Raw genomic sequence first — 21,735 nt, 5'->3', positions numbered from 1 at the left:
AGGTCGTGGACCAGGGCCCGGCTGCTCTCCAGCAGGCCCGAGGCCGTCGACTCCGGGATCCGCAGCGCGCAGGCCAGCTCGGCCACCAGGGACCGGCGGGTCAACGCCGGACTGAACGCACTGCCGTCGAGCTCCCGCTCGCTGCAGACCCGGGCCGCGTCTATCGCGACCACCCGGGCCGCGGCCTGCACCGCCATCGCCCGGTCGATGGCGGTGACCGCATCGATGAGCGCGCCGAGTTCCTCCAGGTGGACCGCGGCCGCTGTCAGCGGCTGACCCTGGTCGGGGGCGACACCCGGGTCAACGCCCGGGTTAGGGCCGGCCGGGAGTGCCCGACCGGGTGGTCCTGTGATGGTTTCCATACGCCAACGGTACGGCGAACCACCGACATTCCTCCGGCCCGAAACCAACCCTGACCGGCCCTTGTGCATAACTTCCGGCCCGCCCGACCTGTGGAAGACAGGCGCAGGCACGGCGCCACTCGCGCACCCCCGCACGCAGCGAGAGTCGCCGTTCCTGCCGACAATCGCCGTTGCAACGGCGACCCTGGGTAGAAATGGCGACTCTCGGCGGAAACGCCCCGTAAACGCAAAGATCCCGTCAAGGGACCGGACTAATCCGGATCCTTGACGGGGATTCTCGCGGTGTTCGGGTCCACCACCAGTTCCAACAGTGTGGCCGAGATTGATTCGAGGCGGCAGGGGGTAGAAATCTGCCACGGGGACGGCTATTAATGCGGCCCCGCTCACGCGACAGGGCGGCGAGCCGGTTCGATCTGCTGGTATCGAACCGCCCCACCGCCCCTGGCGTGGTGCGCGCGGCTACCGGCCGCGCGGGAATTTCCTAGACCCGGTCGAGGGCGTAGCCCTCCTCGCCGTGCACGATGGTGTCGATTCCGGCGAGTTCGTCTTCGCTCTTGATCCGGAAGCCGATGGTCTTCTCGATCGCCCGGCCGAGGAGGTAGGCCACGATGAACGAGTACACGAGCACCGAGAACGCGGCGATCGCCTGCACGACCAGCTGGCCGAAGTCGCCGCCCGTGAAGAGGCCGGTGTCGGTGGCGAAGAGGCCCAGGTACAGGGTGCCGATCACGCCGCCGACGAGGTGGATGCCGACCACGTCGAGAGAGTCGTCGAAGCCGAGCTTGAACTTCAGTTCGATCGCCAGGGCACACACGGCACCGGCAACGGCACCGAGCAGGAGCGCCCAGCCGGGCTCCAGGTTCGCGCAGGCCGGGGTGATCGCGACCAGGCCGGCAACGGCTCCGGAGGCGGCTCCGACCGAGGTGGCCTTGCCGTCCTTGAACTTCTCGACGATCATCCAGCCGAGGATCGCGGCCGCCGTCGCACCGAAGGTGTTGATGACGATGATGCCGACGTTCTCGAGGCCGTTCAGCCATTCCGCGCCGGCGTTGAAGCCGAACCAGCCGAACCACAGCACGGCCGCGCCGATCAGCACGAGCGGAACATTGTGCGGCTTGGTGATGCCCTTCTGGAAGCCGACGCGCTTGCCGAGGACCAGGGCGAGGGCGAGGGCCGCCGCGCCGGCGTTGATGTGCACCGCGGTACCGCCGGCGTAGTCGATGACGCCCGGGAGGCCGAGGGTTTCACCGAGGCTCATGATCCAGCCGCCGCCCCAGACCCACGCCGCGACGGGGAAGTAGACCAGTGTGGCCCAGATCCCGGCGAAGATCATCCAGGAGCCGAACTTGGCCCGGTCGGCGACGGCCCCGGAGATCAGGGCGACGGTGATGATGGCGAAGGTCGCGCCGTAGGTCGCGCCGAGGAGGTCGGTGTTGCCGGTCTCCCCGGATGCCAGCGCTGACAGGCCGAAGTCCGAGAAGGGGTTACCCGCGAACTGCAGCGGGCTGTCGACGGCGCTCATGTTGAAGCCGTAGAGGATCCACAGGACGCTGATCAGCCCCAGTGCCCCGAAGCTCATCATCATCATGCTGACGACGCTTTTCGCCTTCACCAGTCCGCCGTAGAAGAACGCGACTCCCGGAGTCATGAACAGCACCAGCGCGGTTGCTGTGATCCCCCATGCAATGCTTCCCGTGTCCATAGATTGTCCTCACACCTCTCGAATGTTTGCAGGGTGTACCGCGAGGTCCAAAAATGAACGCAGGTAGTCGACGGTCAGGTCTCGGGTACGGCATCATTCTGCGGCGCGGAGATTTCGCCGGGCCTACCGCAATGTTTCGTGCCGGTTACACGCGAGGCCCGTGGGTAAATAGCGTGTTTCGCCGGATCATTCGGCGTGCGGGGGAAGTTCCCCCGTCGTCAGCGCCACCATGCGCGATTGGGCGCGCAGGTACTTCTTCCGATATCCGCCGGCCATCATCTCGGCATCGAAGACCTCGCCGAGCGGCAGGCCGCTGGCGATGATCGGAATCTCGGCGTCGTAGACGCGGTCGATGAAGGCCACCAGGCGCAGGGCATCCGTCTGGTCGGTCAGCAGGAACACGTCGGTCAGGGCGATGACGTCGATCGCGCTGATCATTTTTATGTACTTCGACGGATGCACCGTGCCGAGGTGCCGGATCAGCGCGCCGAAGCCGTCCTCGGCCACCCGCGACCCGCGCCCCAGCAGCGTTCCGACCATGTGGCGGAGCGACTCGTCCGGAACCGCCACGGCGTTGCCGGCGGCGTCGCGGCGGCGGTAGTCGAGACCGTCGATCCTGACCGTCTCGAAGTTGGCGGACATCGCCTGAATTTCGCGGAGGAAGTCCACCGCGGCGAATCTGCCCTCGCCCAGGGAGTTCGGTGGTGTGTTGGAGGTGGCCGCCACCCGGGTGCCGGAGGCCACGAGCTCACCGAGCAGCCGGGTCATCACCATCGTGTCGCCCGGGTCGTCGAGTTCGAACTCGTCGATGCAGATCAGTTTCGCGCCCCGCAGCTGCTTGACCGTGTTGGCGTAGCCGAGCGCCCCGACGAGGGCGGTGTACTCGATGAACGTGCCGAAGTACTTCGGCCCGGGCGCCGTGTGCCAGAGCGCGGCGAGCAGGTGGGTCTTGCCGACCCCGAAGCCGCCGTCCAGGTAGATCCCCGGCAGGTCATCCTTCGGCTTCCGGGTGCGGGAGAAGAATCCGCTGGGCCGCTGGGACCGCCAGGCCGCGGCGAACGAGTTGAGCCGTTCGACCGCCTCCAGCTGTGACGGGAAGTTCAGGTCCGGCCGGTAGGACTCGAACGAGGCGTGTTCGAACTGCGGCGGGGGAACCAGCTCGGCGACGATTTCGGCACCGGTGATGCTCGGGGAGCGGTCGACGAGCCGGAGGGCCTGGCGGTGGGCCTCTGGGGCCATGGGGGAACACCCGTTTCTGTATGTAGGGATGACCGCGGTGCGGCCGGCGCCCACACCGCGTAGATTTAACGTGTGGGCAGGTGACAAGCCTAATCCGCACTCAATCCATATCTCGCGCCGCGTCAGTCGCCCTCCCGGAGGTCCCCCATGTCCGTTGAACTCGATCCGTCCCCGAAGTTCACCGCGTACGCGCACCCGGAGCGCCTCGTCTCCGCCAACTGGCTGCAGGAGCACCTGGGCACCCCCGGTCTCGTCGTCGTCGAATCCGATGAAGACGTGCTGCTCTACGAAGTCGGCCACATCCCCGGCTCGGTCAAGATCGACTGGCACACCGACCTCAACGACCCGGTGGAACGCGACTTCATCGGCAGCCGCGAGTTCGCGGCCATGATGAGCTCCAAGGGCATCTCCCGCGACTCCACCGTCGTCATCTACGGCGACAAGAACAACTGGTGGGCGGCCTACGCCCTGTGGGTGTTCACCCTCTTCGGCCACGAGGACGTGCGCCTGCTGGACGGCGGTCGGGACAAGTGGGTCGCCGAGGACCGCGACATGACCACCGACAAGACCGTGCTGACGAGCACGGCGGACTACCCGGTCGTCCCGCGCGAAGACGCCCCGATCCGGGCGTTCAGGGACGACGTGCTCGCTCACTTCGGAAACCCGTTGATCGACGTGCGCTCCCCGGAGGAGTACACCGGCGAACGCACCCACATGCCCGCGTACCCGGAGGAGGGCGCGCTCCGCGGCGGGCACATCCCTTCCGCCGTCTCTGTGCCGTGGGCCCGCGCCGCCGCCGACGACGCCACCTTCCGCACCCGCGAGGAACTGGATGCCATCTACCGCGGCGAGGCCGGCCTTGCCGAGGGCGACAACGTCATCGCCTACTGCCGCATCGGCGAGCGGTCCAGCCACACCTGGTTCGTCCTCACCCACTTGCTCGGCTTCCAGGGGGTGCGCAACTACGACGGCTCCTGGACCGAGTGGGGCAACGCCATCCGGGTTCCGATCGTGCTGGGCACCGAGCCGGGCGACGCGCCGAAGCCCCGCCGATGACATCCGTGGAACTGCCGGAGCAGCTGGCCGAGATCAGGAACGAGTTCCTCGAACTCGAAGAGAAGGACCGATTGCTGCTCCTGCTCGAGTTCGCCAACGAGCTGCCGGCGCTGCCCGCGCGCTTCGAGGACCACCCGGACCTGCTCGAACGGGTGGTCGAGTGCCAGTCGCCGGTGTACATCTTCGTCGAGGTGGATGAGGCCGGTGCGGTACACCTGCACGCCACCGCGCCGCGCGAATCCCCGACGACCCGCGGTTTCGTGTCGATCATCGCCCAGGGCGTCGAGGGGCTCACCGTCGAGCAGGCGCTGGCCGTGCCCGACGACTACCCGAGCTCCCTCGGGATCACCCGAGCCGTCTCCCCCCTGCGGATGCGCGGGATGACGGCCATGCTCGCCCGCACGAAGCGCCAGCTGCGGGCACTGGCGGCTGCGTGAACCTCACCCGCATCTTCCCGACCGAGCCGGGTGCCCCCACGCCGACGCTCGACGGGATGGATGCGGCCGGCCGCGACTGGCTCCTGGCCCACTACCGCCGCGGCGACGGTCCGTTCCTCCGCGTCAACATGATCGCCAGCCTCAACGGCAGCGCCACCGGCGACGACGGCACCTCCAACACGCTGACCAGCCGGCTCGATCGGCGCATCCTCGGCGTCATCCGGGAACTGTCCGATGTTGTGCTCGTCGGGGCGGGCAGCGTGCGCGCCGAAGGCTACGTCGTGCCCGCGAAGGCGGCCCTGGCCGTCGTCACCTCCAGCGGCGACCTCAGCGGGCACCGACTCCACGCCAGGCCGGCGGATGCCGCGGGGCATCCGGTGCTCATCTTGTGCGCCCGAAGCAACCTCGACCGTGCCCGGGCGAGCGTGGGGACCGCCCGCGCCACGATCGTGCCCCTCGACGACGAGGGCGGGGACATCACGGTGGCGGCGATCGTTCGCGCCCTGGCCGACCGGGGCCTTGACCGCATCGTCTGCGAGGGCGGCCCGGTGCTGGCCGGGCAGCTCTTCGCGGCGGACCTCGTCGACGAGTTCTGCCTGTCGACGAGCCCGCAGGTGACGCTCGGCGGCCGGCCGCTACTCGACTCCCCGCCACTCGACTCCCCGCTGCTCGACTCCCCCGCAGCCGGGTCTACTCGGTTCGGTCTTCGCCAGCTGCTGGTGGATGATGCGGGGGCGACGTATGCCCGCTGGGAACGAGCGCGTCCAGCCAGCGCGTGATCGCCCGGTTCCAGCCCACCGGGTCGTAGTTGCACAGCTTGGTGTGCCGGGCGATGGTGAACGGCACGAAGGTCACGAGATCGGGCCGGCGCAGGGCCAGCGCCCGGGAGCCGGTCGACGGCACGTAGCCGTCGTCGTCGCTGTGCATGAGCAGGATCGGCAGGGACAGGTCGTCGGCCCTGGCCACGACATCCAGCCGCCGGAAGTCGATCGGCGTCGCCTGACCGGTCAGCAGGCCGCCCCAGCGTTGCCCCATCACCCTCATCGCCCCGGCCATGATCGGCGAGGGGAACCCGAGCGCCTCACCGTGGAAGCTCACGACATCGGCCCAATCGACGACGGGCGAATCGAGCACGATCCCGGCCAGGATGTCCTTGTGCTCGGTGCGGCTCGCCGCGTGCAGGGCGATGGCGCCGCCCATCGACCAGCCCATCAGCACGACGCTGGTCGCGCCATGGCTCCGGGCGAACCCGATGGCCTCCTCCACGTCCAGCCATTCGGTGTCGCCCAGCCCGTAGCGGCCGTCCAGGCTGGCCGGCGCCTCCCGGTCGTTGCGGTACGACACGAGCAGCGAGGTATACCCGGCCTCCCGGAAGGCCGGAACGGCGCGCAGGGTCTCCGGGCGCTGCACCCCGCGGCCGTGCACCTGGATCGCCCACCGGCCGTCCGGCTCCGCCGCGGGGATAAGCCAGGCCGGCGCGTCGCCGAGCCCGGTTTGAATGACGACGTCCTCGAAGGGGAAGCCGAGTTCTGCCGGGCCGAGGTAGTGGTAACCGGCCAGGCGGCCGAGCCGCGCACTCGCCAGGTCCCCGAAGTCGACGGCGGTCAGCCGCCGGGTGACGCCCGCGGCGTCGCTGCGGATGATCTCACCCAGCCGGGCGTGCCCGGTTTCGTCCGTGAACCAGAGACTGTACTCGCCCGGCAACACGGTATCCGGGGTGGTCTGCAGGGTGATCGTGCCGGCGGCGAGATCGACGGCATGGATGCGAGTGTCCTGCTCACGTTTGGTCGGCGGAGTGACGATGCGGCGGGCCATCACGGCCGACAGCACACTGACGGTAGCGGCCAGCAGGGCGGCCGTCCCGACCACGGCGGCGGCGGTGACGAGCAGGGCCGTGCCCGGCCCGCGTTCTCGTGAGCTTGTGCTGGTCACGTACACCTCCGAACCGGTCGGCGTGCCTCGCAGACAGCGCCCGAAAAAAACTCTAGTCTGCAAACGTGCCCGAATCAGAGGACAGGCAAACGCTTCCGCCGGAATTTGCCGCAGCGCTCGACGCGATTCGGCGCGCTCACCGACGGCCGGAACTCATCGTCACCGAAATCCCCGCGCCGGGCAGCCTCGCTCCGCACGCCGTGGCTCTGGCCGCCGATGTGCGCCCCGTCCGACACGGCAGCGACTCCGACCTCGGCACCGGCCGGTTCATCCTGCTCTACGACCCCGAAGAGCCCGATGCCTGGGGCGGACGCTTCCGCGTCGTCTGTTTCGCACAGGCTCCGCTGGAGACCGACATCGGGCTCGATCCCTTCCTGGCTGAGGTCGCCTGGGCCTGGCTCGTTGACGCACTCGACTCCCACGGGGCGCAGTACACCGCGGCATCCGGCACCGCCACGAAGATCATCTCCTCCGGCTTCGGCGAACTCGCCAGCCAGGGCGACGGCGCCCAGATCGAGCTCAGAGCCTCGTGGACCCCCCTGGACCAAAATCTCACCGCCCACGTCGAAGGCTGGGGTGAGCTTCTCTGCATGCTCGCCGGCCTTCCCCCTGCCGGCGGCGAAGGAGTCAGCACGTTGTCCGCGCGCCGAGCCAAACGTGGCTGAGCACGGTGTCGTCGAGACGCGAGACGCTTACTTCGAAGCGATAGAGACCCTGGCCGGTGGCACCGGGCCGATCGGTATCGACGCAGAACGCGCATCCGGTTTCACCTACTCCCAGCGCGCCTACCTGATCCAGATCTACCGGCGTGATGCCGGCACGTTCCTGTTCGACCCGCCCGCCATCGGTGACTTCAGTGAACTCAACGAGTCGCTGCGGGACGCTGAGTGGATCCTGCACGCCGCCAGCCAGGACCTCGCGTGCCTCCGCGAGGTGGGCCTGGACCCGGTCAACATGTTCGACACGGAGCTGGCCGCCCGGCTCCTGGGCCTCCCGCGCGTCGGCCTCGGCACGGTGGTCGAAGAGCTGCTCGGAATCCACCTCGCCAAGGAGCACTCGGCGGCCAACTGGTCGACCCGGCCGCTCCCCGAGGCCTGGCTCGTCTATGCGGCGCTCGACGTCGAACTGCTGCCTGACCTGCGCGACCGGATGGTCGAGATGCTGGTCGAGTCCGAGAAGACCCAGATTGCGGCCGAGGAGTTCGCCGCCGTGCTCGCGCGAGAGACGAAGGCCCCCCGGGTGGACCCGTGGCGCCGACTGTCCGGGGTGCATTCCATCCGCGGCCAGCGGAACCTGGCGGTCGCCCGCGAGCTCTGGATCGCCCGGGATGCCCTGGCCCAGCACCTGGACGTCTCCCCCGGCCGGCTGGTGCCCGACGCGTCCCTGGTCGCCGCGGCCAGGGTGATGCCCGAGAGCCGGCAGGCCCTGGCCGATTTGCGCGAATTCAGCGGCCGAGCCAGCCGCAGCGAACTTGACCGCTGGTGGGCCGCCATCCAGGCCGGTATGTCCAGCCCCGACCTGCCGGCGCTCAAGGCGAGCAGCGATACGCTGCCGCCGCCCCGGGCCTGGGCCGAGCGCAATCCGGAGGCCGACGTGCGCTTCAAGGCGGCGCGCGCCGCCCTGGCGAGCGTGTCGGACGAGCTGGCCATCCCATTGGAAAACCTGCTTACCCCCGATTTCCTGCGCCGGGTCGCCTGGTCGCCGCCCGAGTCGGTGAGCGCGGATTCGATCGGATCCGCCCTCGCGGACCTCGGTGCGCGGGCGTGGCAGGTTGCCGCAACCGCACAACTGATTGCCGATGCCTTTGTCGAGGTCCACCAAAGCATCTGCCTGCCTTCGGAGTCGGACTCGTAGGAAGAGTCAAAGGATTCCGTCGGCAAATTGGCGCCCCCATAGGATCGAATCAGACCTGAGCTGATTGATGGAGGCATTGTGGCCGAGAGAGCAGAAGTCGTCTTTGTGGACGGGGTTCGTACCCCGTTCGGACGCGCCGGCGAAAAGGGCATGTACTGGAACACCCGAGCCGATGACCTGGTGGTGAAGGCCATGATCGGCCTGCTGGAGCGGAATCCCTCCGTTCCCGGCGAGCGGATCGACGATGTCGCCATCGCCGCCACGACGCAGACGGGCGACCAGGGCCTCACCCTCGGGCGCACCGCGGCGCTCCTGGCCGGGCTGCCCAAATCCGTCCCCGGATTCGCCATCGACCGGATGTGCGCCGGGGCGATGACCGCCGTGACCACGATGGGCTCGGCGATCGGCTACGGGGCCTACGACCTCGCCATCGCCGGCGGCGTGGAGCACATGGGACGACACCCGATGGGCGCCAACGCCGACCCGAACCCGCGGTTCCTGTCCGAGCGGCTGGTGAGCGAGGACGCACTCGTCATGGGCGCGACGGCCGAACGCATCCACGACCGGTTCCCCTCGTACACGAAGGAGCGCTCGGACCGTTTCGCGCTGCGCAGCCAGCAGAAGGTGGCCGCCGCGTATGCCGCCGGCAAGATCCAGCCCGACCTGATCCCCGTCGCCACCCGCAGCGAGGCCGGCTGGGGCCTGGCCACGCAGGACGAGGCGCCCCGGCCGGAGACGACGATGGAGGGCCTCGCCGCCCTCCGGACGCCGTTCCGCCCGCACGGCCGCATCACCGCCGGAAACGCCTCCGGGCTCAATGACGGCGCGGCCGTCAGCCTGCTCGCCAGCGGGCACGCCGCCAAGGAACTTGGCCTCACCGTCAAAATGAAGATGGTCAGCTTCGCGTTCGCGGGCGTCGAGCCCGAGGTGATGGGCCTCGGCCCGGTGCCCTCGACCGAGAAGGCGCTGCGCAAGGCGGGCCTCGCGATCACCGACATCGGACTCTTCGAGCTGAACGAGGCATTCGCCGTGCAGGTCATCTCGTTCCTCGACCACTTCGGCATCGACGACGACGATCCCCGGGTCAACGAGTACGGGGGCGCGATCGCCATCGGGCATCCGCTCGCCTCGTCGGGCGTTCGCCTGATGAACCAGCTCGCGCACCAGTTCGAAGCCCACCCCGAGGTGCGCTACGGCCTGACCGCCATGTGCATCGGCCTGGGCATGGGCGGCACCATCATTTGGGAGAACCCGCACTTCAACCGGAAGGCAAAAAAGCGATGACCGACTACTCCGCAATCGACTTCACCCCGCTGCTTGCCCTCTCCGAAGACGAGGTGGTCACGCACAGTTTCGTTCGCGACATTCCCCTCTCCGGCAATCGCACGCTCGCCCTCGTCACGCTGGACAACGGCCGTGACCACACCCGTCCGAACACGATCGGCGCCGCCACCCTGCTCGAGTTCGCGGCGACGCTGGACGAGCTGCGCGCCCGCGCCGGCCGGGGCGAGATCCATGGCGTCGCGATCACCGGCAAGCCGTTCATCCTGGCCGCCGGCGCCGACCTCAGCAAGGTCGGCGAGATCCCGTCGCAGGAGGCCGGCAAGCTGCTCGCGCAGCTCGGCCACTACGCCTTCGGCAAGGAGGCCGACCTGGGCGTGCCCTCGTTCGTCTTCATCAACGGCCTCGCCCTCGGCGGCGGACTGGAGATTGCCCTCAACGCCGATTACCGCACCGTCGACGCATCCGTGCCGGCGATCGCCCTGCCGGAGGTCTCCCTCGGGCTCATCCCCGGCTGGGGCGGGTCGTACCTGCTGCCGAACCTGATCGGCATCGAGAACGCGCTCAAGGTGATCATCGAGAATCCGCTCAAATACCGCACGCTCAAGGGCGCCGACGCGCTCGCGCTCGGCATCGCCGACGTGATGTTCGATTCGGTCTCGTTCCTGGAGAACTCGATCGCCTGGGCCGACGGCGTCATCGCCGGCAGCACGAAGGTGGAGCGGCCGAACCGGCCGAGCAAGATCGAGCGCCTGGTGAAATGGGACGTCGCCATCGGCATCGCCCGCAAGTCGCTCGAGTCCAGCATCGGCACCGTCGCGCTCGCTCCCTACGCCGCCCTCGACCTGCTCAAGGCGGCGAAGAGCGGCACGAAGGCCGAGGGTTTCGAGCGCGAAGACGACGCCCTCGCCGAGCTCATCGCCAGCGACCAGCTGCAGGCCAGCATCTACGCGTTCAACCTCGTGCAGAAGCGGGCCAAGCGGCCGGCCGGAGCGCCCGACAAGGCGCTCGCCCGGCCGATCACCAAAGTGGGTGTCATCGGCGCCGGCCTGATGGCCAGCCAGTTCGCCCTGCTGTTCGTGCGTCGCCTGCGCGTACCCGTGGTCATCACCGACCTCGACCAGGCCCGCGTCGACAAGGGCGTCGAATACATCCATGGTGAGATCGCGACCCTCCTGGCCAAGAAGCGCATCAGCGCGGATGAGGCCAACCGCCTCCGCGCGCTCGTCACCGGCACCACGGACAAGGCCGACTTCGCCGACGCCGACTGGGTCATCGAGGCCGTCTTCGAGGAACTCGGCGTCAAGCAGGACGTCTTCGCCGAGATCGAGAAGCACATCTCCCCCGAGGCGATCCTGGCCACCAACACCTCTTCCCTGTCGGTGGAGAAGATCGGCGCAAAGCTCGCCCACCCGGAACGGCTCGTCGGTTTCCACTTCTTCAACCCGGTCGCGATCATGCCCCTGATCGAGGTCGTGAAGACGCCGGTGACCAACGACGCCACGCTCTCGACGGCCATGGTCGTCGCGGGCAAACTGCGGAAGAACGCCGTGATCACAAGGGACACCCCCGGCTTCGTGGTCAACCGGCTGCTGGCGAAGCTGCTCGGCGAGGCCATGCACGCGGTCGACACGGGCACTTCATTCGAGGTCGTCGACGGCGCCCTGGCGCCGTTCGGCCTCCCGATGACCCCGTTCCAGCTGCTCGAGCTGGTCGGGCTGAAGGTCGGGGCGCACGTGCTCGACACCCACCATGCGGCGTTCCCGGAGCGGTTCTTCGAAAGCGCGAACCTGCACACGCTCGCCGAGTACGGCAAGGTCCTCGACCGCGACGCCAAGGGCAAGATCAAGGGCTTCGACAAGGGCGCCGTCAAGATCGTCGCGGGCGGCACATCGCCGATGACGGCGGAGGAGATCCAGCAGCGGGTCGAGGACGGCCTCGCGGACGAGATCAAGCGGATGCTGGACGACGACGTCGTGCACGCGGCCGAAGACATCGACCTGTGCATGATCCTCGGCGCGAACTGGCCCTCACAGATGGGCGGGGTCACGCCCTACCTCGACCGGGTCGGCGCGAGCGAGCGCACCTTCGGCGCCGCCTTCCACACCCCGCCGATCCGCGGCGTGGGCGTCGCTGCTCCCTCCCCCGTCGTCTAATCCCCGCGAAACTGCAGTTGTGCGCGCTAAACTTGCCTCATAACGCGCACAACTGCAGTTTCGCGTAACAGGCCCTTCGCGGGGTCGGTTAGTCGCGGCGGGGGCGGGTGACGGGGATCGAGCCGGTGGGCGTGTGGCCCTCGGGCAGCGGGCGGGCGTGCGGGATCTTGCTGCCGAGCACCATCGCAACGACGTCGCGCGCGATGTGCTGCGGGGTCAGGCCGACGCGTTCGAGGATCTCGGCGCGTGAGCCGTGGTCGAGGAATTCGTCGGGCAGGCCCAGCTCGGTGACCGCGGTGTCGACACCGGCCTCGCGCAGGTCCTGGCGGATGCGGGTGCCGATGCCGCCGACCCGGATGCCGTCTTCGATGCTGACCACGATCCGGTGCTCGGCGGCGAGGCGGATGATGCTCTTCGGCACCGGAACGACCCAGCGCGGGTCCACGACGGTGGCACCGATGCCCTGGGCGGCGAGCCGCTCGGCCACCTCGAGCCCCATGCCGGCCATCGGGCCGACGGTCACGATCAGCACGTCCTTCTGGGAACCGGCGTGCAGCACGTCCACCCCGTCCTCCAGCCGCTCGACCGCCTCGAACTCGACGCCGACGCTGCCCTTGGGGAAGCGCAGAACGGTGGGCCCGTCATCGACGGCCACGGCCTCCCCGAGCTCCTCGCGCAGCCGGGTCGAGTCCCGGGGCGCGGCCAGGCGGATTCCCGGCACGGCCTGCAGGATCGCGAGGTCCCACATGCCGTGGTGGCTCGGTCCGTCCGGCCCGGTCACACCGGCCCGGTCGAGTACGAAGGTGACGCCGGCCTTGTGCAGGGCGACATCCATCAGCACCTGGTCGAAGGCGCGGTTGATGAAGGTCGCGTACAGCGCGACCACGGGGTGGAGGCCGCCGAAGGCAAGGCCGGCGGCGGATGCCACGGCGTGCTGCTCCGCGATGCCCACGTCGTGCACGCGGCCGGGGAACCGCTCGGCCATCTTGTGCAGGCCGGTCGGCCGCAGCATTGCGGCGGTGATCCCGACAAGGCGCTCGTTCGCGCTGGCGAGGGTCACGAGCTCGTCGGCGAAGACCGAGGTCCACGATGGAGCGCCGGCCGATTCGGTCGACTCCCCCGTCTCCGGGTCGATCTGGCCGACCGCGTGGAACTGGTCGGCGGCATCCTGCATGGCCGGGTCGTAGCCCTTGCCCTTCTGGGTGATGGCGTGCACGATGACCGGGGCGCCGTAGCCCCTGGCCTGGCGGAGCGCCTCGAGCATGGCGTCCATGTCGTGGCCGTCGACCGGCCCGATGTACTTGATGTCGAGGTTCGAGTACAGCGCCTCGTTGTTCGAGAACCGGCTGAGGAAGCCGTGCAGTCCGCCGCGCATGCCGCGGTAGAGCGCCCGCCCGGGCGCGCCGAGCCGGTCGAAGGCCCGCTGGCTGGTCAGGTAGAGGCTGCGGTAGCTGCGGCGGGTGCGCACGGTGTTGAGGAACCGCGCCATCCCGCCGATGGTCGGCGCGTAGGAGCGGCCGTTGTCGTTGACGACGATGATCAGCCGCCGGGTGTTGTCGTCGCTGATGTTGTTGAGCGCTTCCCAGGTCATGCCGCCCGTGAGCGCGCCGTCGCCGACGACGGCGACGACGTGGCGGTCGTCCTGACCGGTCATTTCGAAGGCGCGGGAGATGCCGTCCGCCCAGGAGAGCGAACTGGAGGCGTGCGAGCTCTCGACGATGTCGTGCACGGATTCGGAGCGCTGCGGGTAGCCGGCGAGTCCGCCGAGCTGGCGCAGCCTGCTGAAGTCCTGCCGACCGGTGAGCAGCTTGTGCACGTATGACTGGTGCCCGGTGTCGAACACGATCGAGTCCCGCGGCGACTCGAAGACCCGGTGGATCGCGATGGTCAGTTCGACGACGCCGAGGTTGGGGCCGAGGTGCCCGCCGGTCTTCGAGATCTCACTGACCAGGAACGCGCGGACCTCGGCCGCGAGCTGGACCAGCTGCTCCTTCGAGAGGGCGTCGAGGTCGCGAGGACCCGTGATCGTCTCCAGAAGGGACATCGATACCACCTTTCGCGTTGCCGCACTCGCGCCCGAAAATGCCGCTGGCGCGCACACTCGAACAGGTCGAGTCTACGCGCCAGGGGCGGGAGGAGCTGGGAGCCTTAGGCCACCAGGGACCGCAGCACGTACTGCAGGATGCCGCCGTTGCGGTAGTAGTCCGCCTCACCCGGTGTGTCGATCCGGACGACCGCGTCGAACTCCACGGTCTCCTTGCCGGCCGCGGAGTTCGCGCTCGGCGCGGCGGTGACGCGGACCGTCTTCGGCGTGCTGCCGTTGTTCAGCTCGTCGATGCCCGTGATCGTGACGACCTCGGTGCCGTCCAGCCCGAGCGAGCCCCAGCTCTGGCCGGCCGGGAACTGCAGCGGAACGACGCCCATCCCGATCAGGTTCGAGCGGTGGATGCGCTCGAAGCTCTCGACGATGACGGCCTTGACGCCCAGCAGGCTGGTGCCCTTGGCCGCCCAGTCGCGGGACGAACCCGAACCGTACTCCTTGCCGCCGAAGATGACGAGCGGGGTGCCGGCGGCCTCGTAGTTCTGGGCCGCGTCGTAGATGAACGCCTGCGGAGCACCCTCCACGGTGAAATCGCGGGTGTAGCCACCCTCGACGCCATCCAGCAGCTGGTTACGGAGACGGATGTTCGCGAAGGTTCCGCGAATCATGATCTCGTGGTTTCCGCGGCGCGAACCGTAGGAGTTGAAGTCGCCGCGAGCCACGCCGTGCTCCAGCAGGTAGGCACCGGCCGGGCTGTCGGCCTTGATGTTGCCTGCGGGGCTGATGTGGTCGGTCGTGACGGAGTCGCCGAGCTTGGCGAGAACGCGCGCCCCGACGATGTTGGTGACCGGGCTGGTCTCCAGCGTCATGCCGTCGAAGTACGGGGGCTTCCGCACGTAGGTCGACTCGGGGTCCCACTCGAAGACCTCGCTGTCGGGCGTCGGCAGTGAGCGCCAGCGCTCGTCTCCCTCGAAGACCTCGCCGTACTCCTTCGTGAACATGGCCGTGTCGATCGAGCTGTCGATCGTGGCCTGCACCTCGGCGGAGTCGGGCCAGATGTCCCGGAGGAACACGTCGTTGCCGTCGGTGCCCTTGCCGAGGGCATCCGTCTCGAAGTCGAAGTTCATCGACCCGGCGAGGGCGTAGGCGATGACCAGCGGCGGGCTGGCGAGGTAATTCATCTTCACGTCGGGGCTGATCCGGCCCTCGAAGTTGCGGTTGCCCGAGAGCACCGCGGTGACGGCCAGGTCGTTCTCGTTGATCGCGGCCGACACCTCGTCGATGAGCGGACCGGTGTTGCCGATGCAGACGGTGCAGCCGTAGCCGACGGTGTAGAAGCCGAGGGCCTCCAGGTCGTCGGTGAGGCCGGCCTTCGCGTAGTAATCGGTGACGACCTTCGAGCCCGGTGCCAGCGTGGTCTTGACCCACGGCTTGCTCGTGAGGCCCTTCTTGACCGCGTTGCGGGCGAGCAGGCCCGCGGCGAGCATCACGCTCGGGTTGGACGTGTTCGTGCACGACGTGATGGCCGCGACGGCAACCGCTCCGTGGTCGAGGGTGTAGCTCGCGCCGTCCTTGGTGGTGATCGGGACGGGGCTGGACACCGACACGGGAGCGTGGCTCACGTGCTGGTGCGAGAGCTGGTGGGCGCTCTGCTCGTCCTCGGCGGTGAAGCCGATCGGGTCAGAGGCGGGGAAGGTCGCCTCGACGGCGGCATCCACCCGGGACAGGTCCTGGGTCGCGTAGCTCTGCAGGTCCGTCTCGAATTGCTCCTTCGCGCGGCTGAGCTCGACGCGGTCCTGCGGACGCTTCGGTCCGGCGATCGAGGGAACCACGGTTCCGAGGTCGATCTCCAGGTACTCGCTGAAGGCGGGCTCCTGCGCGGGGTCGTGCCAGAGGCCCTGCAGCTTCGAGTACGCCTCGACCAGGGCGACCTGCTCGTCGCTGCGGCCGGTGAGGCGCAGGTAGTCGAGGGTCACGTCGTCGATCGGGAACATGGCGGCCGTCGAGCCGAACTCGGGGCTCATGTTGCCGATGGTGGCGCGGTTGGCCAGCGGAACCTGGGCGACGCCCTCTCCGTAGAACTCGACGAACTTGCCGACCACGCCGTGCTTTCGCAGCATCTGCGTGATGGTGAGCACGACATCCGTCGCGGTGACGCCGGCCGGGATGGAGCCCTTGAGCTTGAACCCGACGACCTTGGGGATGAGCATCGAGACGGGCTGGCCGAGCATGGCCGCCTCGGCCTCAATTCCGCCGACGCCCCAGCCGAGCACGCCGAGGCCGTTGACCATGGTCGTGTGCGAGTCGGTGCCGACGCAGGTGTCGGGGTAGGCACGGAGCACGCTGTTGCCCGCGGTATCCAGCACAGTGCGGGTCATCGTGACGCGGGCCAGGTATTCGATGTTGACCTGGTGCACGATCCCGGTTCCCGGCGGGACGACCTTGAAGTCGTCGAACGCGGTCTGGCCCCAGCGGAGGAACTGGTAACGCTCGCCGTTGCGCTGGTACTCGATCTCGACGTTGCGCTCGAGGGCGTCTTCCGAGCCGAACAGGTCCGCGATGACGGAGTGGTCGATGACGAGCTCCGCCGGTGCGAGCGGGTTGATCTTGTTCGCGTCGCCGCCGAGCTCGGCGACGGCCTCGCGCATGGTGGCGAGGTCGACGATGCAGGGCACGCCGGTGAAGTCCTGCATGATCACGCGGGCGGGCGTGAACTGGATCTCCGTGTCGGGATCCGCGGAAGGAACCCACTGGCCGAGGGCACGGATGTGCTCGGCCGTGATGTTGGCGCCGTCCTCGGTGCGGAGGAGGTTCTCGAGCAGCACCTTCAGGCTGAACGGCAACTTCTCGTGGCCTGCGACGGTGTCGAGTCGAAAGACTTCATAGTCCGTCGAGCCAACGCGCAGGGTGTCCTTTGCTCCAAAACTGTTAACCGCAGACACGAGGTCCTCTCCTTTGTGGGAAACCGCCCGGATACCCGGCGGCCATCCTCAATCCGTGTGGCCGAACACACCCGGTGCCGGCATGGTTAGCCTAGCTGGGCGTGCGCTGATCGGCCGAGTCTGAGCGTCAAACTATCTTGACGTCGAGATAACTCTAGCAGTGCCGGGAACGGATTCCCGCCCTATTCCGGCTCGGACGGTTCGCTCTGCTTGGGGTAGATCGAGCGCACCATCAGCCAGGAGACGACCAGCAGCGGGGCATACAGCGGAAGCCCCATCAAAAGCTTCATCGCGCCGAGGGCCTCGACATTGCCCGAGTAGTACAGCGGCAGCTGCACGATCAGCCGCGCCGCGAACAGCCCGGCCCAGCAGAGGGTGAGGATCGTGAGCACCCGGCGCTTCGACGGGTTGGTCCGCCAGGCGATCCCCTCGCCCATCAGGAAGCCGACGGCGAGACCGATCAGCGGCCAGCCGATCAGCGCCGAGACGAGCAGGACGAAGCCGTAGACGCCGTTGGTCCAGAATCCGGGAAGGTAGAAGTCCTCGGCCTTCCCGGTGAACAAGGCGAGCACGGCGCTGATGCCGATGCCGACGAGCCCCCCGATCGCCTGGGAGAGGGTCTGTTTCGCGGCCAGGCGGAAGGCTACGAAGACGAGCCCAACCGCAACCGGGGCGATCAGCGACAGGACCAGGTCACGGGTGAGCGTGTAGATGACCAGGAAGACCAGGCCGGGCAGCACCGCCTCGACGAGACCGCGGATGCCGCCCATCGAGGCCAGCAGCGTTTGCCCGCTGATCGGTTCCCCCTCGGCCGCCGAGGCGAAGCCGGCGCGCCGGGCCGCAGCGGCCATCCCGTCGGCGAAGGCAGCGCCGGGGGCGGCGGGCGCCGGGGCCGGCGGCGTGTTCGGTTGTCCCGACCGGGGCCGGGCGCCGTTCTCGTTCTCTTCCGGTGCGTCCGGTGCGGCGGGTGAGTCCGTCATGCGGGCGTTCTCCCTGGCGGCCTAGGCGTCGCTCGGGCCTGGGGCGCCGGCCGGCGTCGCCGGCATACGCAGCGGGATGAGGTCGCGCGGCGGCATCGGAGTGTCGCCGCGAACGACGACGATGCTGCGGAAGAGGTCTTCGATCGCGGCTGCGGCGTCCGAGTTGACGGCGCCTTCACCGGCGATCACGCCGCGGAGGAACCAGCGCGGGCCGTCGACACCGATGAAGCGGGCCAGGCGAGTGGTTCCGCCCGGTCCCTGGCCGGCGGCCACGGGGATCTCGGCGACGAGCTCGGGGCCGAAGGGGCCCTCGCGCTCGCTGGTCGTTCCGCCCTGCTTGCCGATCTGGTCGGCGATCTGGTCGCGGATCTCGTGCCACAGCCCGCTGGAGCGCGGCGCCGCGAACGGCTGCACCTGGAGGGTGGACCCGGCGTAGTCGAGGCCGATCGCCACGACGCGCTTGCTGCCCTCCTCGATCTCGAGGCGGAGGTGGAGTCCCTCACGTGGGAGGACCTTCACCCCGCCGAGGTCGACGTAGGGGCGAACCTGGTTGGCCTCGGTCTCGTCGAGCGGCCCCTCGGTGGCGCGGTCCTCCGGAGCGGACTTGGGCATGGGTTCGGGAAATTGGTTCTGGTTCGCGATATCGGTCACGGGGTGTCTCCTTTGCTGGCTGCGCCAGTGAGCTGTGCGGTGAGCCCGGTCGAGCCGAACCCTCCTTCTCCGCGCTGGCTGCCGGGCAGCCGTTCGACGGGAACGAAGTTGGCCCGGGCGACGGGCATGACGATCAATTGGGCGATGCGATCGCCGACGGCGACCCGGTAGGGCTCCGTCAGGTCGGTGTTGAGCAGCGTCACCTTGATCTCACCGCGGTAGCCGGCATCCACGGTCCCCGGCGAATTCACGATCGTGATGCCGTGCTTCGCGGCCAGGCCGCTGCGGGGAACGACGAACGCGGCGAAGCCGTCGGGCAGGGCGATGGACACCCCGGTGCCGACGAGGGCGCGGGCTCCGGGAGCGAGTTCGACGGCCTCCGAGGAGTGCAGATCGGCCCCGGCATCGCCCGGATGCGCGTAATTCGGGAGGACGGACGCGGTTATCAGCACTTCAACGCTTTCTGTCACGTGTCGAGGGTAGTGCAGAAGTCTGGTCGAATAGAGCCATGCCTGAATATCGCGAAAAACTCTGGGCCGCACCCTGGCTCTTCCTGGCCACGGCGCTGGTGATCCCGGCGAGCATCCTCGTCTTCACACCCATTTCCCTGCCGGTCGGCGTCATCACCGCCGCTGGGCTGTACGCCGCTTGTGTCGTGCTGCTCATCGTCGCGTCGCCGGTCGTGCGCGTGCGGGGCGGCGTGCTGGAGGCCGGCAAGGCACGGATCAGCACGGCCGTGCTCGGCGAGGCGATCGCATTCGAGGGTGAGGATGCGCGGCAGGAGCGCGGACCGAAGGTTGACATGCGGGCGTGGTTGCTCATCCGCGGCTGGGTCGACCCGGTGGTGCGCGTGCCGATCGAGGACGTCTCGGACCCCGCGCCGTACTGGCTGATCTCGAGCCGGCACCCGAAAAAACTGGCCGCCGCGATCAATGAATCGCGACGACCAGCGTCAGGTACGTCGGCTTCGTGAGCTGGTAGACAGCTCAGCCGAGTGCGTTTCTAGGCGTCGTGCTCGTTACAGACCGGGCCGAGCTTGGTCTCGTGAGACAGCTGCGAGCGGTGCTTCACCAGGAAACACTCCACACAAGTGAATTCGTCGGCCTGCGGGGGCAGGACGACAACATCGAGGTCGAGGTCGGACAGATCGGCGCCCGGAAGGTCGAACCCACCGGGGTTGTCCGCGTCGTCAACATCAACGACTCCGGACATCTTGTCGGGCACGCGCTCCTTCAGGGCCTCGATCGACTCAGAGTCGTCTTCGGTCTTCCGCGGTGCGTCGTAATCGGTTGCCATGCCCATCCATTTCAGTTACGCCGAGAGAACGAATCGGCGGCCATAGTTTGCAACAAACCGAGACGAATAGCAAACCGTTCGCCTCACATCTCGGCCGGCACAGAGATCAACTTCCGGCACGCCCGGCGTATTCCCTCGAATTGGGGCCATCGCATGGCACTCTGAGACCTACCAGTGATCGCGAGAGGGCTTTCGCCATGCAGGAATTGAAGGTTATCGGAGTCGAGAACGGCGCGCTGCTCGCAGCGTCAGAGGAGGGTGATCGTTTTAGGATCCCCATCGATGAAGTTCTCCAGTCCCGGCTTCGCCAAACCCAGACCGAAACGACGTCGGGTCCCAAGCTTTCCCCCCGGGAGATCCAGGCCCATATCCGCTCCGGGATGTCTGCCGAAGACGTCGCCGCGGTGACGGGGGCCTCCCTGGATTACGTGCGCCGTTTCGAGGGCCCGGTCGTGGCCGAGCGCGAATACATCGTGTCGTCGGCACTGAGCGTGCCCGTGCACACGGCTATCGACCCGGATCCGCTCGACGACGATGCGAACTTCGGCAGCGTCATCCGGGAACGCCTCGCCTCACTGGGGGCGTCCGACGAACGCTGGGCCAGCTGGAAAGAGCCGGGCGGCGGCTGGATCGTCAAACTCTCCTTCACCGCCGGCGACATCGACCACGACGCCCGCTGGAGCTTCGAACCGAAGAAGAACTCGCTCTCCCCGTTGGGCGGAGAGGCCATCGCGCTGTCCCAGCAGGGTGAACTCAAGGGCGCGCTCATCCCCCGGCTGCGCGCCGTCGGCGCCGAAACGAGCCTCGCCGACGTGTCCCGTTTCGACAGCGGCGCCTTTGCCTTCAAGGAATCCCTGGCCGACGAGATCCTGAACGACACGGCCCCGATCCTCGACCCCGTTCCCTATTCACGCACGGCAGGCACAACGGATGCCGTCTCCAAGGCGGCCATCAAGCGTGCCGACGAGCCCGCCAAGATCCTCGGCGACACGGCCGACCTGCTCGAATCCCTGCGTCGCCGCCGAGGCGAGCGTGAAGCCGCCGTCTTCGAGACCGAGGCGCCCGGAACGAGCCGCCTGGCGCCCAGCGCCGGCGTGCGCCTCGTCGATGTCCCCGCGGAGTCGTTCCCGGAACTTGAAGAGGCCCCTACGGTCGAAGAGCCGCCGCGGAACGCCTGGGCGAACCAGGCCGCCAAGGCGCAGGCTCGCACAACCGGCAACCAGGGCAAGCGCGGCCGAGCCTCGATGCCGAGCTGGGACGAAATCGTCTTCGGCGCCCGCACCGACGACGACCTCGCCTGACTCCCCTCCTCCGATTCACACCCACCCCCTCCTTTCCACACCCACCCCCTCCGCGAAAGCGCAGTTGTGCGTGTTATTCGGCACGAATAACGCGCACAACTGCGCTTTCGCGGTGGTGAGGTGTGGGTTATAGTCGATTCATCGAACGTATGTTCGAATGACGACGAATCGAGGCGGTGCACAATGCCCCCTGTGGATGAACCGGTCATGATCTGGACCGGAGAAGCCGGCACGCCGGAGCGCCTGGTCTGGCGCTCCCGGCGGTTCCGGGTGACCGACACCCCGACGGCACTGGTGGGGACCTGCGAGTGGTGGCGACCCTTCGAGCCGCACACCTTCGGCGTGGGCCATCCGCCGCTGACCATTGCCGGCTGGCGATTCCAGGCGACGGCCGACAACGGCGAGACGCACGTGTTCGACGTGCAGCCGGGCGACGGCGACCTGGGCTGGCGGCTCGTGCGCATCTTCGATTAGCCCTGTTCCCTAGCCCCGCGCCCTCGCCCCC

The 21,735-nt window shown here is 68.3% G+C and carries 19 protein-coding genes and 1 pseudogene; 10 read left to right on the top strand and 10 right to left on the bottom strand.

The genetic code is table 11. The features are described 5' to 3' along the window. The 3 genes and pseudogenes from BLQ39_RS13590 to zapE form a co-directional block, all read right to left on the bottom strand. Positions 1-362, bottom strand: a pseudogene (locus BLQ39_RS13590) (HNH endonuclease signature motif containing protein); the annotation flags it as partial. Positions 363-843: 481 nt separating this feature from the next. Then, the gene (locus tag BLQ39_RS13585; RefSeq protein ID WP_092324725.1) at positions 844-2,064 is read right to left on the bottom strand and encodes an ammonium transporter; all 1,221 of its coding nucleotides are present in this window, start codon (positions 2,062-2,064) and stop codon (positions 844-846) included. 186 nt (positions 2,065-2,250) lie between these two features. Next, positions 2,251-3,303 (bottom strand): cell division protein ZapE, encoded by a 1,053-nt coding sequence (gene zapE / locus BLQ39_RS13580; RefSeq protein WP_092324723.1) that lies wholly within the window; start codon positions 3,301-3,303, stop codon positions 2,251-2,253. A 147-nt stretch (positions 3,304-3,450) separates the two neighbouring features. Between zapE and BLQ39_RS13575 the strand changes: the two genes are divergently transcribed. Genes BLQ39_RS13575 through BLQ39_RS13565 form a run of 3 tightly spaced genes read left to right on the top strand, consistent with a single transcriptional unit; the run spans position 3,451 to position 5,575 of the window. Further along, positions 3,451-4,359 carry a sulfurtransferase gene (locus BLQ39_RS13575; RefSeq protein WP_092324721.1) on the top strand — a complete coding sequence of 303 codons (909 nt, stop codon included), beginning with the start codon at positions 3,451-3,453 and terminating at the stop codon, positions 4,357-4,359. Further along, positions 4,356-4,796: a SufE family protein gene (locus BLQ39_RS13570; RefSeq protein WP_092324719.1), complete on the top strand. Its 441-nt coding sequence runs from the start codon at positions 4,356-4,358 to the stop codon at positions 4,794-4,796. Before BLQ39_RS13575 ends, BLQ39_RS13570 begins: the two co-directional genes overlap by 4 nt. Beyond that, positions 4,793-5,575, top strand: coding sequence for a dihydrofolate reductase family protein (locus BLQ39_RS13565; protein ID WP_241986924.1), 783 nt, complete (start codon positions 4,793-4,795; stop codon positions 5,573-5,575). The genes BLQ39_RS13570 and BLQ39_RS13565 overlap by 4 nt, the downstream gene beginning before the upstream one ends. Here the strand turns inward: BLQ39_RS13565 and BLQ39_RS13560 are convergent. Then, positions 5,487-6,728 carry an alpha/beta hydrolase family protein gene (locus BLQ39_RS13560; RefSeq protein WP_092324717.1) on the bottom strand — a complete coding sequence of 414 codons (1,242 nt, stop codon included), beginning with the start codon at positions 6,726-6,728 and terminating at the stop codon, positions 5,487-5,489. The genes BLQ39_RS13565 and BLQ39_RS13560 overlap by 89 nt on opposite strands. A 65-nt stretch (positions 6,729-6,793) precedes the next feature. Here BLQ39_RS13560 and BLQ39_RS13555 point away from each other — a divergent pair, with 65 nt between their 5' ends. From BLQ39_RS13555 to BLQ39_RS13540, 4 genes are all read left to right on the top strand, one after another. Next, the gene (locus tag BLQ39_RS13555; RefSeq protein WP_092324715.1) at positions 6,794-7,393 is read left to right on the top strand and encodes a DUF3000 domain-containing protein; all 600 of its coding nucleotides are present in this window, start codon (positions 6,794-6,796) and stop codon (positions 7,391-7,393) included. Continuing rightward, on the top strand, positions 7,386-8,582 hold the full coding sequence (locus tag BLQ39_RS13550) for a ribonuclease D (protein ID WP_092324713.1): 1,197 nt from the start codon (positions 7,386-7,388) through the stop codon (positions 8,580-8,582). The genes BLQ39_RS13555 and BLQ39_RS13550 overlap by 8 nt, the downstream gene beginning before the upstream one ends. A gap of 78 nt (positions 8,583-8,660) precedes the next feature. After that, positions 8,661-9,866: a thiolase family protein gene (locus BLQ39_RS13545; protein WP_092324711.1), complete on the top strand. Its 1,206-nt coding sequence runs from the start codon at positions 8,661-8,663 to the stop codon at positions 9,864-9,866. Beyond that, positions 9,863-12,019 (top strand): 3-hydroxyacyl-CoA dehydrogenase NAD-binding domain-containing protein, encoded by a 2,157-nt coding sequence (locus BLQ39_RS13540; protein WP_092324709.1) that lies wholly within the window; start codon positions 9,863-9,865, stop codon positions 12,017-12,019. Before BLQ39_RS13545 ends, BLQ39_RS13540 begins: the two co-directional genes overlap by 4 nt. Positions 12,020-12,107: 88 nt before the next feature. On the opposite strand, the gene dxs is transcribed toward BLQ39_RS13540, so the two are convergent. From dxs to dut, 5 genes are all read right to left on the bottom strand, one after another. Further along, entirely contained in the window at positions 12,108-14,063 is a 1,956-nt protein-coding gene (gene dxs, locus BLQ39_RS13535; RefSeq protein ID WP_092324708.1) for a 1-deoxy-D-xylulose-5-phosphate synthase, read from the bottom strand. A gap of 104 nt (positions 14,064-14,167) precedes the next feature. Next, the gene (gene acnA, locus BLQ39_RS13530) at positions 14,168-17,002 is read right to left on the bottom strand and encodes an aconitate hydratase AcnA (RefSeq protein ID WP_092324706.1); all 2,835 of its coding nucleotides are present in this window, start codon (positions 17,000-17,002) and stop codon (positions 14,168-14,170) included. 182 nt (positions 17,003-17,184) lie between these two features. Then, positions 17,185-17,982 carry a DUF3159 domain-containing protein gene (locus BLQ39_RS13525; protein ID WP_092324705.1) on the bottom strand — a complete coding sequence of 266 codons (798 nt, stop codon included), beginning with the start codon at positions 17,980-17,982 and terminating at the stop codon, positions 17,185-17,187. Between the two features lie 21 nt (positions 17,983-18,003). Then, positions 18,004-18,594, bottom strand: coding sequence for a DUF3710 domain-containing protein (locus BLQ39_RS13520; RefSeq protein ID WP_092324732.1), 591 nt, complete (start codon positions 18,592-18,594; stop codon positions 18,004-18,006). A 35-nt stretch (positions 18,595-18,629) separates the two neighbouring features. Beyond that, positions 18,630-19,103: a dUTP diphosphatase gene (gene dut, locus BLQ39_RS13515; protein ID WP_092324703.1), complete on the bottom strand. Its 474-nt coding sequence runs from the start codon at positions 19,101-19,103 to the stop codon at positions 18,630-18,632. A gap of 38 nt (positions 19,104-19,141) precedes the next feature. Between dut and BLQ39_RS13510 the strand changes: the two genes are divergently transcribed. Then, positions 19,142-19,606, top strand: coding sequence for a DUF3093 domain-containing protein (locus BLQ39_RS13510; protein ID WP_092324701.1), 465 nt, complete (start codon positions 19,142-19,144; stop codon positions 19,604-19,606). A 29-nt stretch (positions 19,607-19,635) separates the two neighbouring features. Here the strand turns inward: BLQ39_RS13510 and BLQ39_RS13505 are convergent, their stop codons facing one another. Continuing rightward, positions 19,636-19,929 (bottom strand): DUF4193 domain-containing protein, encoded by a 294-nt coding sequence (locus BLQ39_RS13505; protein WP_092324700.1) that lies wholly within the window; start codon positions 19,927-19,929, stop codon positions 19,636-19,638. A 197-nt stretch (positions 19,930-20,126) separates the two neighbouring features. On the opposite strand from BLQ39_RS13505, the gene sepH reads away from it, so the two are divergent. After that, entirely contained in the window at positions 20,127-21,230 is a 1,104-nt protein-coding gene (gene sepH / locus BLQ39_RS13500; protein ID WP_092324698.1) for a septation protein SepH, read from the top strand. A gap of 183 nt (positions 21,231-21,413) precedes the next feature. Continuing rightward, complete coding sequence (locus BLQ39_RS13495; RefSeq protein ID WP_092324697.1) at positions 21,414-21,704, top strand: hypothetical protein; 291 nt, start codon at positions 21,414-21,416, stop codon at positions 21,702-21,704. The last annotated feature ends 31 nt before the right edge of the window (positions 21,705-21,735 follow it).

This window comes from Cryobacterium psychrotolerans (genome assembly GCF_900101115.1).
Taxonomy (GTDB): domain Bacteria; phylum Actinomycetota; class Actinomycetes; order Actinomycetales; family Microbacteriaceae; genus Cryobacterium; species Cryobacterium psychrotolerans.
Note: the sequence above shows the minus strand (reverse complement) of the source record. Positions and strands in the feature narration are given on the sequence as shown.

Excerpts from the sequence above, each read along its gene's own strand:
- BLQ39_RS13570 (WP_092324719.1), top strand. The coding sequence starts at position 4,356 with ATGACATCCGTGGAACTGCCGGAGCAGCTGGCCGAGATCAGGAACGAG.
- sepH (WP_092324698.1), top strand. The coding sequence starts at position 20,127 with ATGCAGGAATTGAAGGTTATCGGAGTCGAGAACGGCGCGCTGCTCGCA.
- BLQ39_RS13540 (WP_092324709.1), top strand. The coding sequence starts at position 9,863 with ATGACCGACTACTCCGCAATCGACTTCACCCCGCTGCTTGCCCTCTCC.
- BLQ39_RS13495 (WP_092324697.1), top strand. The coding sequence starts at position 21,414 with ATGCCCCCTGTGGATGAACCGGTCATGATCTGGACCGGAGAAGCCGGC.
- dxs (WP_092324708.1), bottom strand. The coding sequence starts at position 14,063 with ATGTCCCTTCTGGAGACGATCACGGGTCCTCGCGACCTCGACGCCCTC.
- BLQ39_RS13520 (WP_092324732.1), bottom strand. The coding sequence starts at position 18,594 with ATGCCCAAGTCCGCTCCGGAGGACCGCGCCACCGAGGGGCCGCTCGAC.
- BLQ39_RS13575 (WP_092324721.1), top strand. The coding sequence starts at position 3,451 with ATGTCCGTTGAACTCGATCCGTCCCCGAAGTTCACCGCGTACGCGCAC.
- BLQ39_RS13510 (WP_092324701.1), top strand. The coding sequence starts at position 19,142 with ATGCCTGAATATCGCGAAAAACTCTGGGCCGCACCCTGGCTCTTCCTG.
- zapE (WP_092324723.1), bottom strand. The coding sequence starts at position 3,303 with ATGGCCCCAGAGGCCCACCGCCAGGCCCTCCGGCTCGTCGACCGCTCC.
- BLQ39_RS13585 (WP_092324725.1), bottom strand. The coding sequence starts at position 2,064 with ATGGACACGGGAAGCATTGCATGGGGGATCACAGCAACCGCGCTGGTG.
- BLQ39_RS13505 (WP_092324700.1), bottom strand. The coding sequence starts at position 19,929 with ATGGCAACCGATTACGACGCACCGCGGAAGACCGAAGACGACTCTGAG.
- BLQ39_RS13525 (WP_092324705.1), bottom strand. The coding sequence starts at position 17,982 with ATGACGGACTCACCCGCCGCACCGGACGCACCGGAAGAGAACGAGAAC.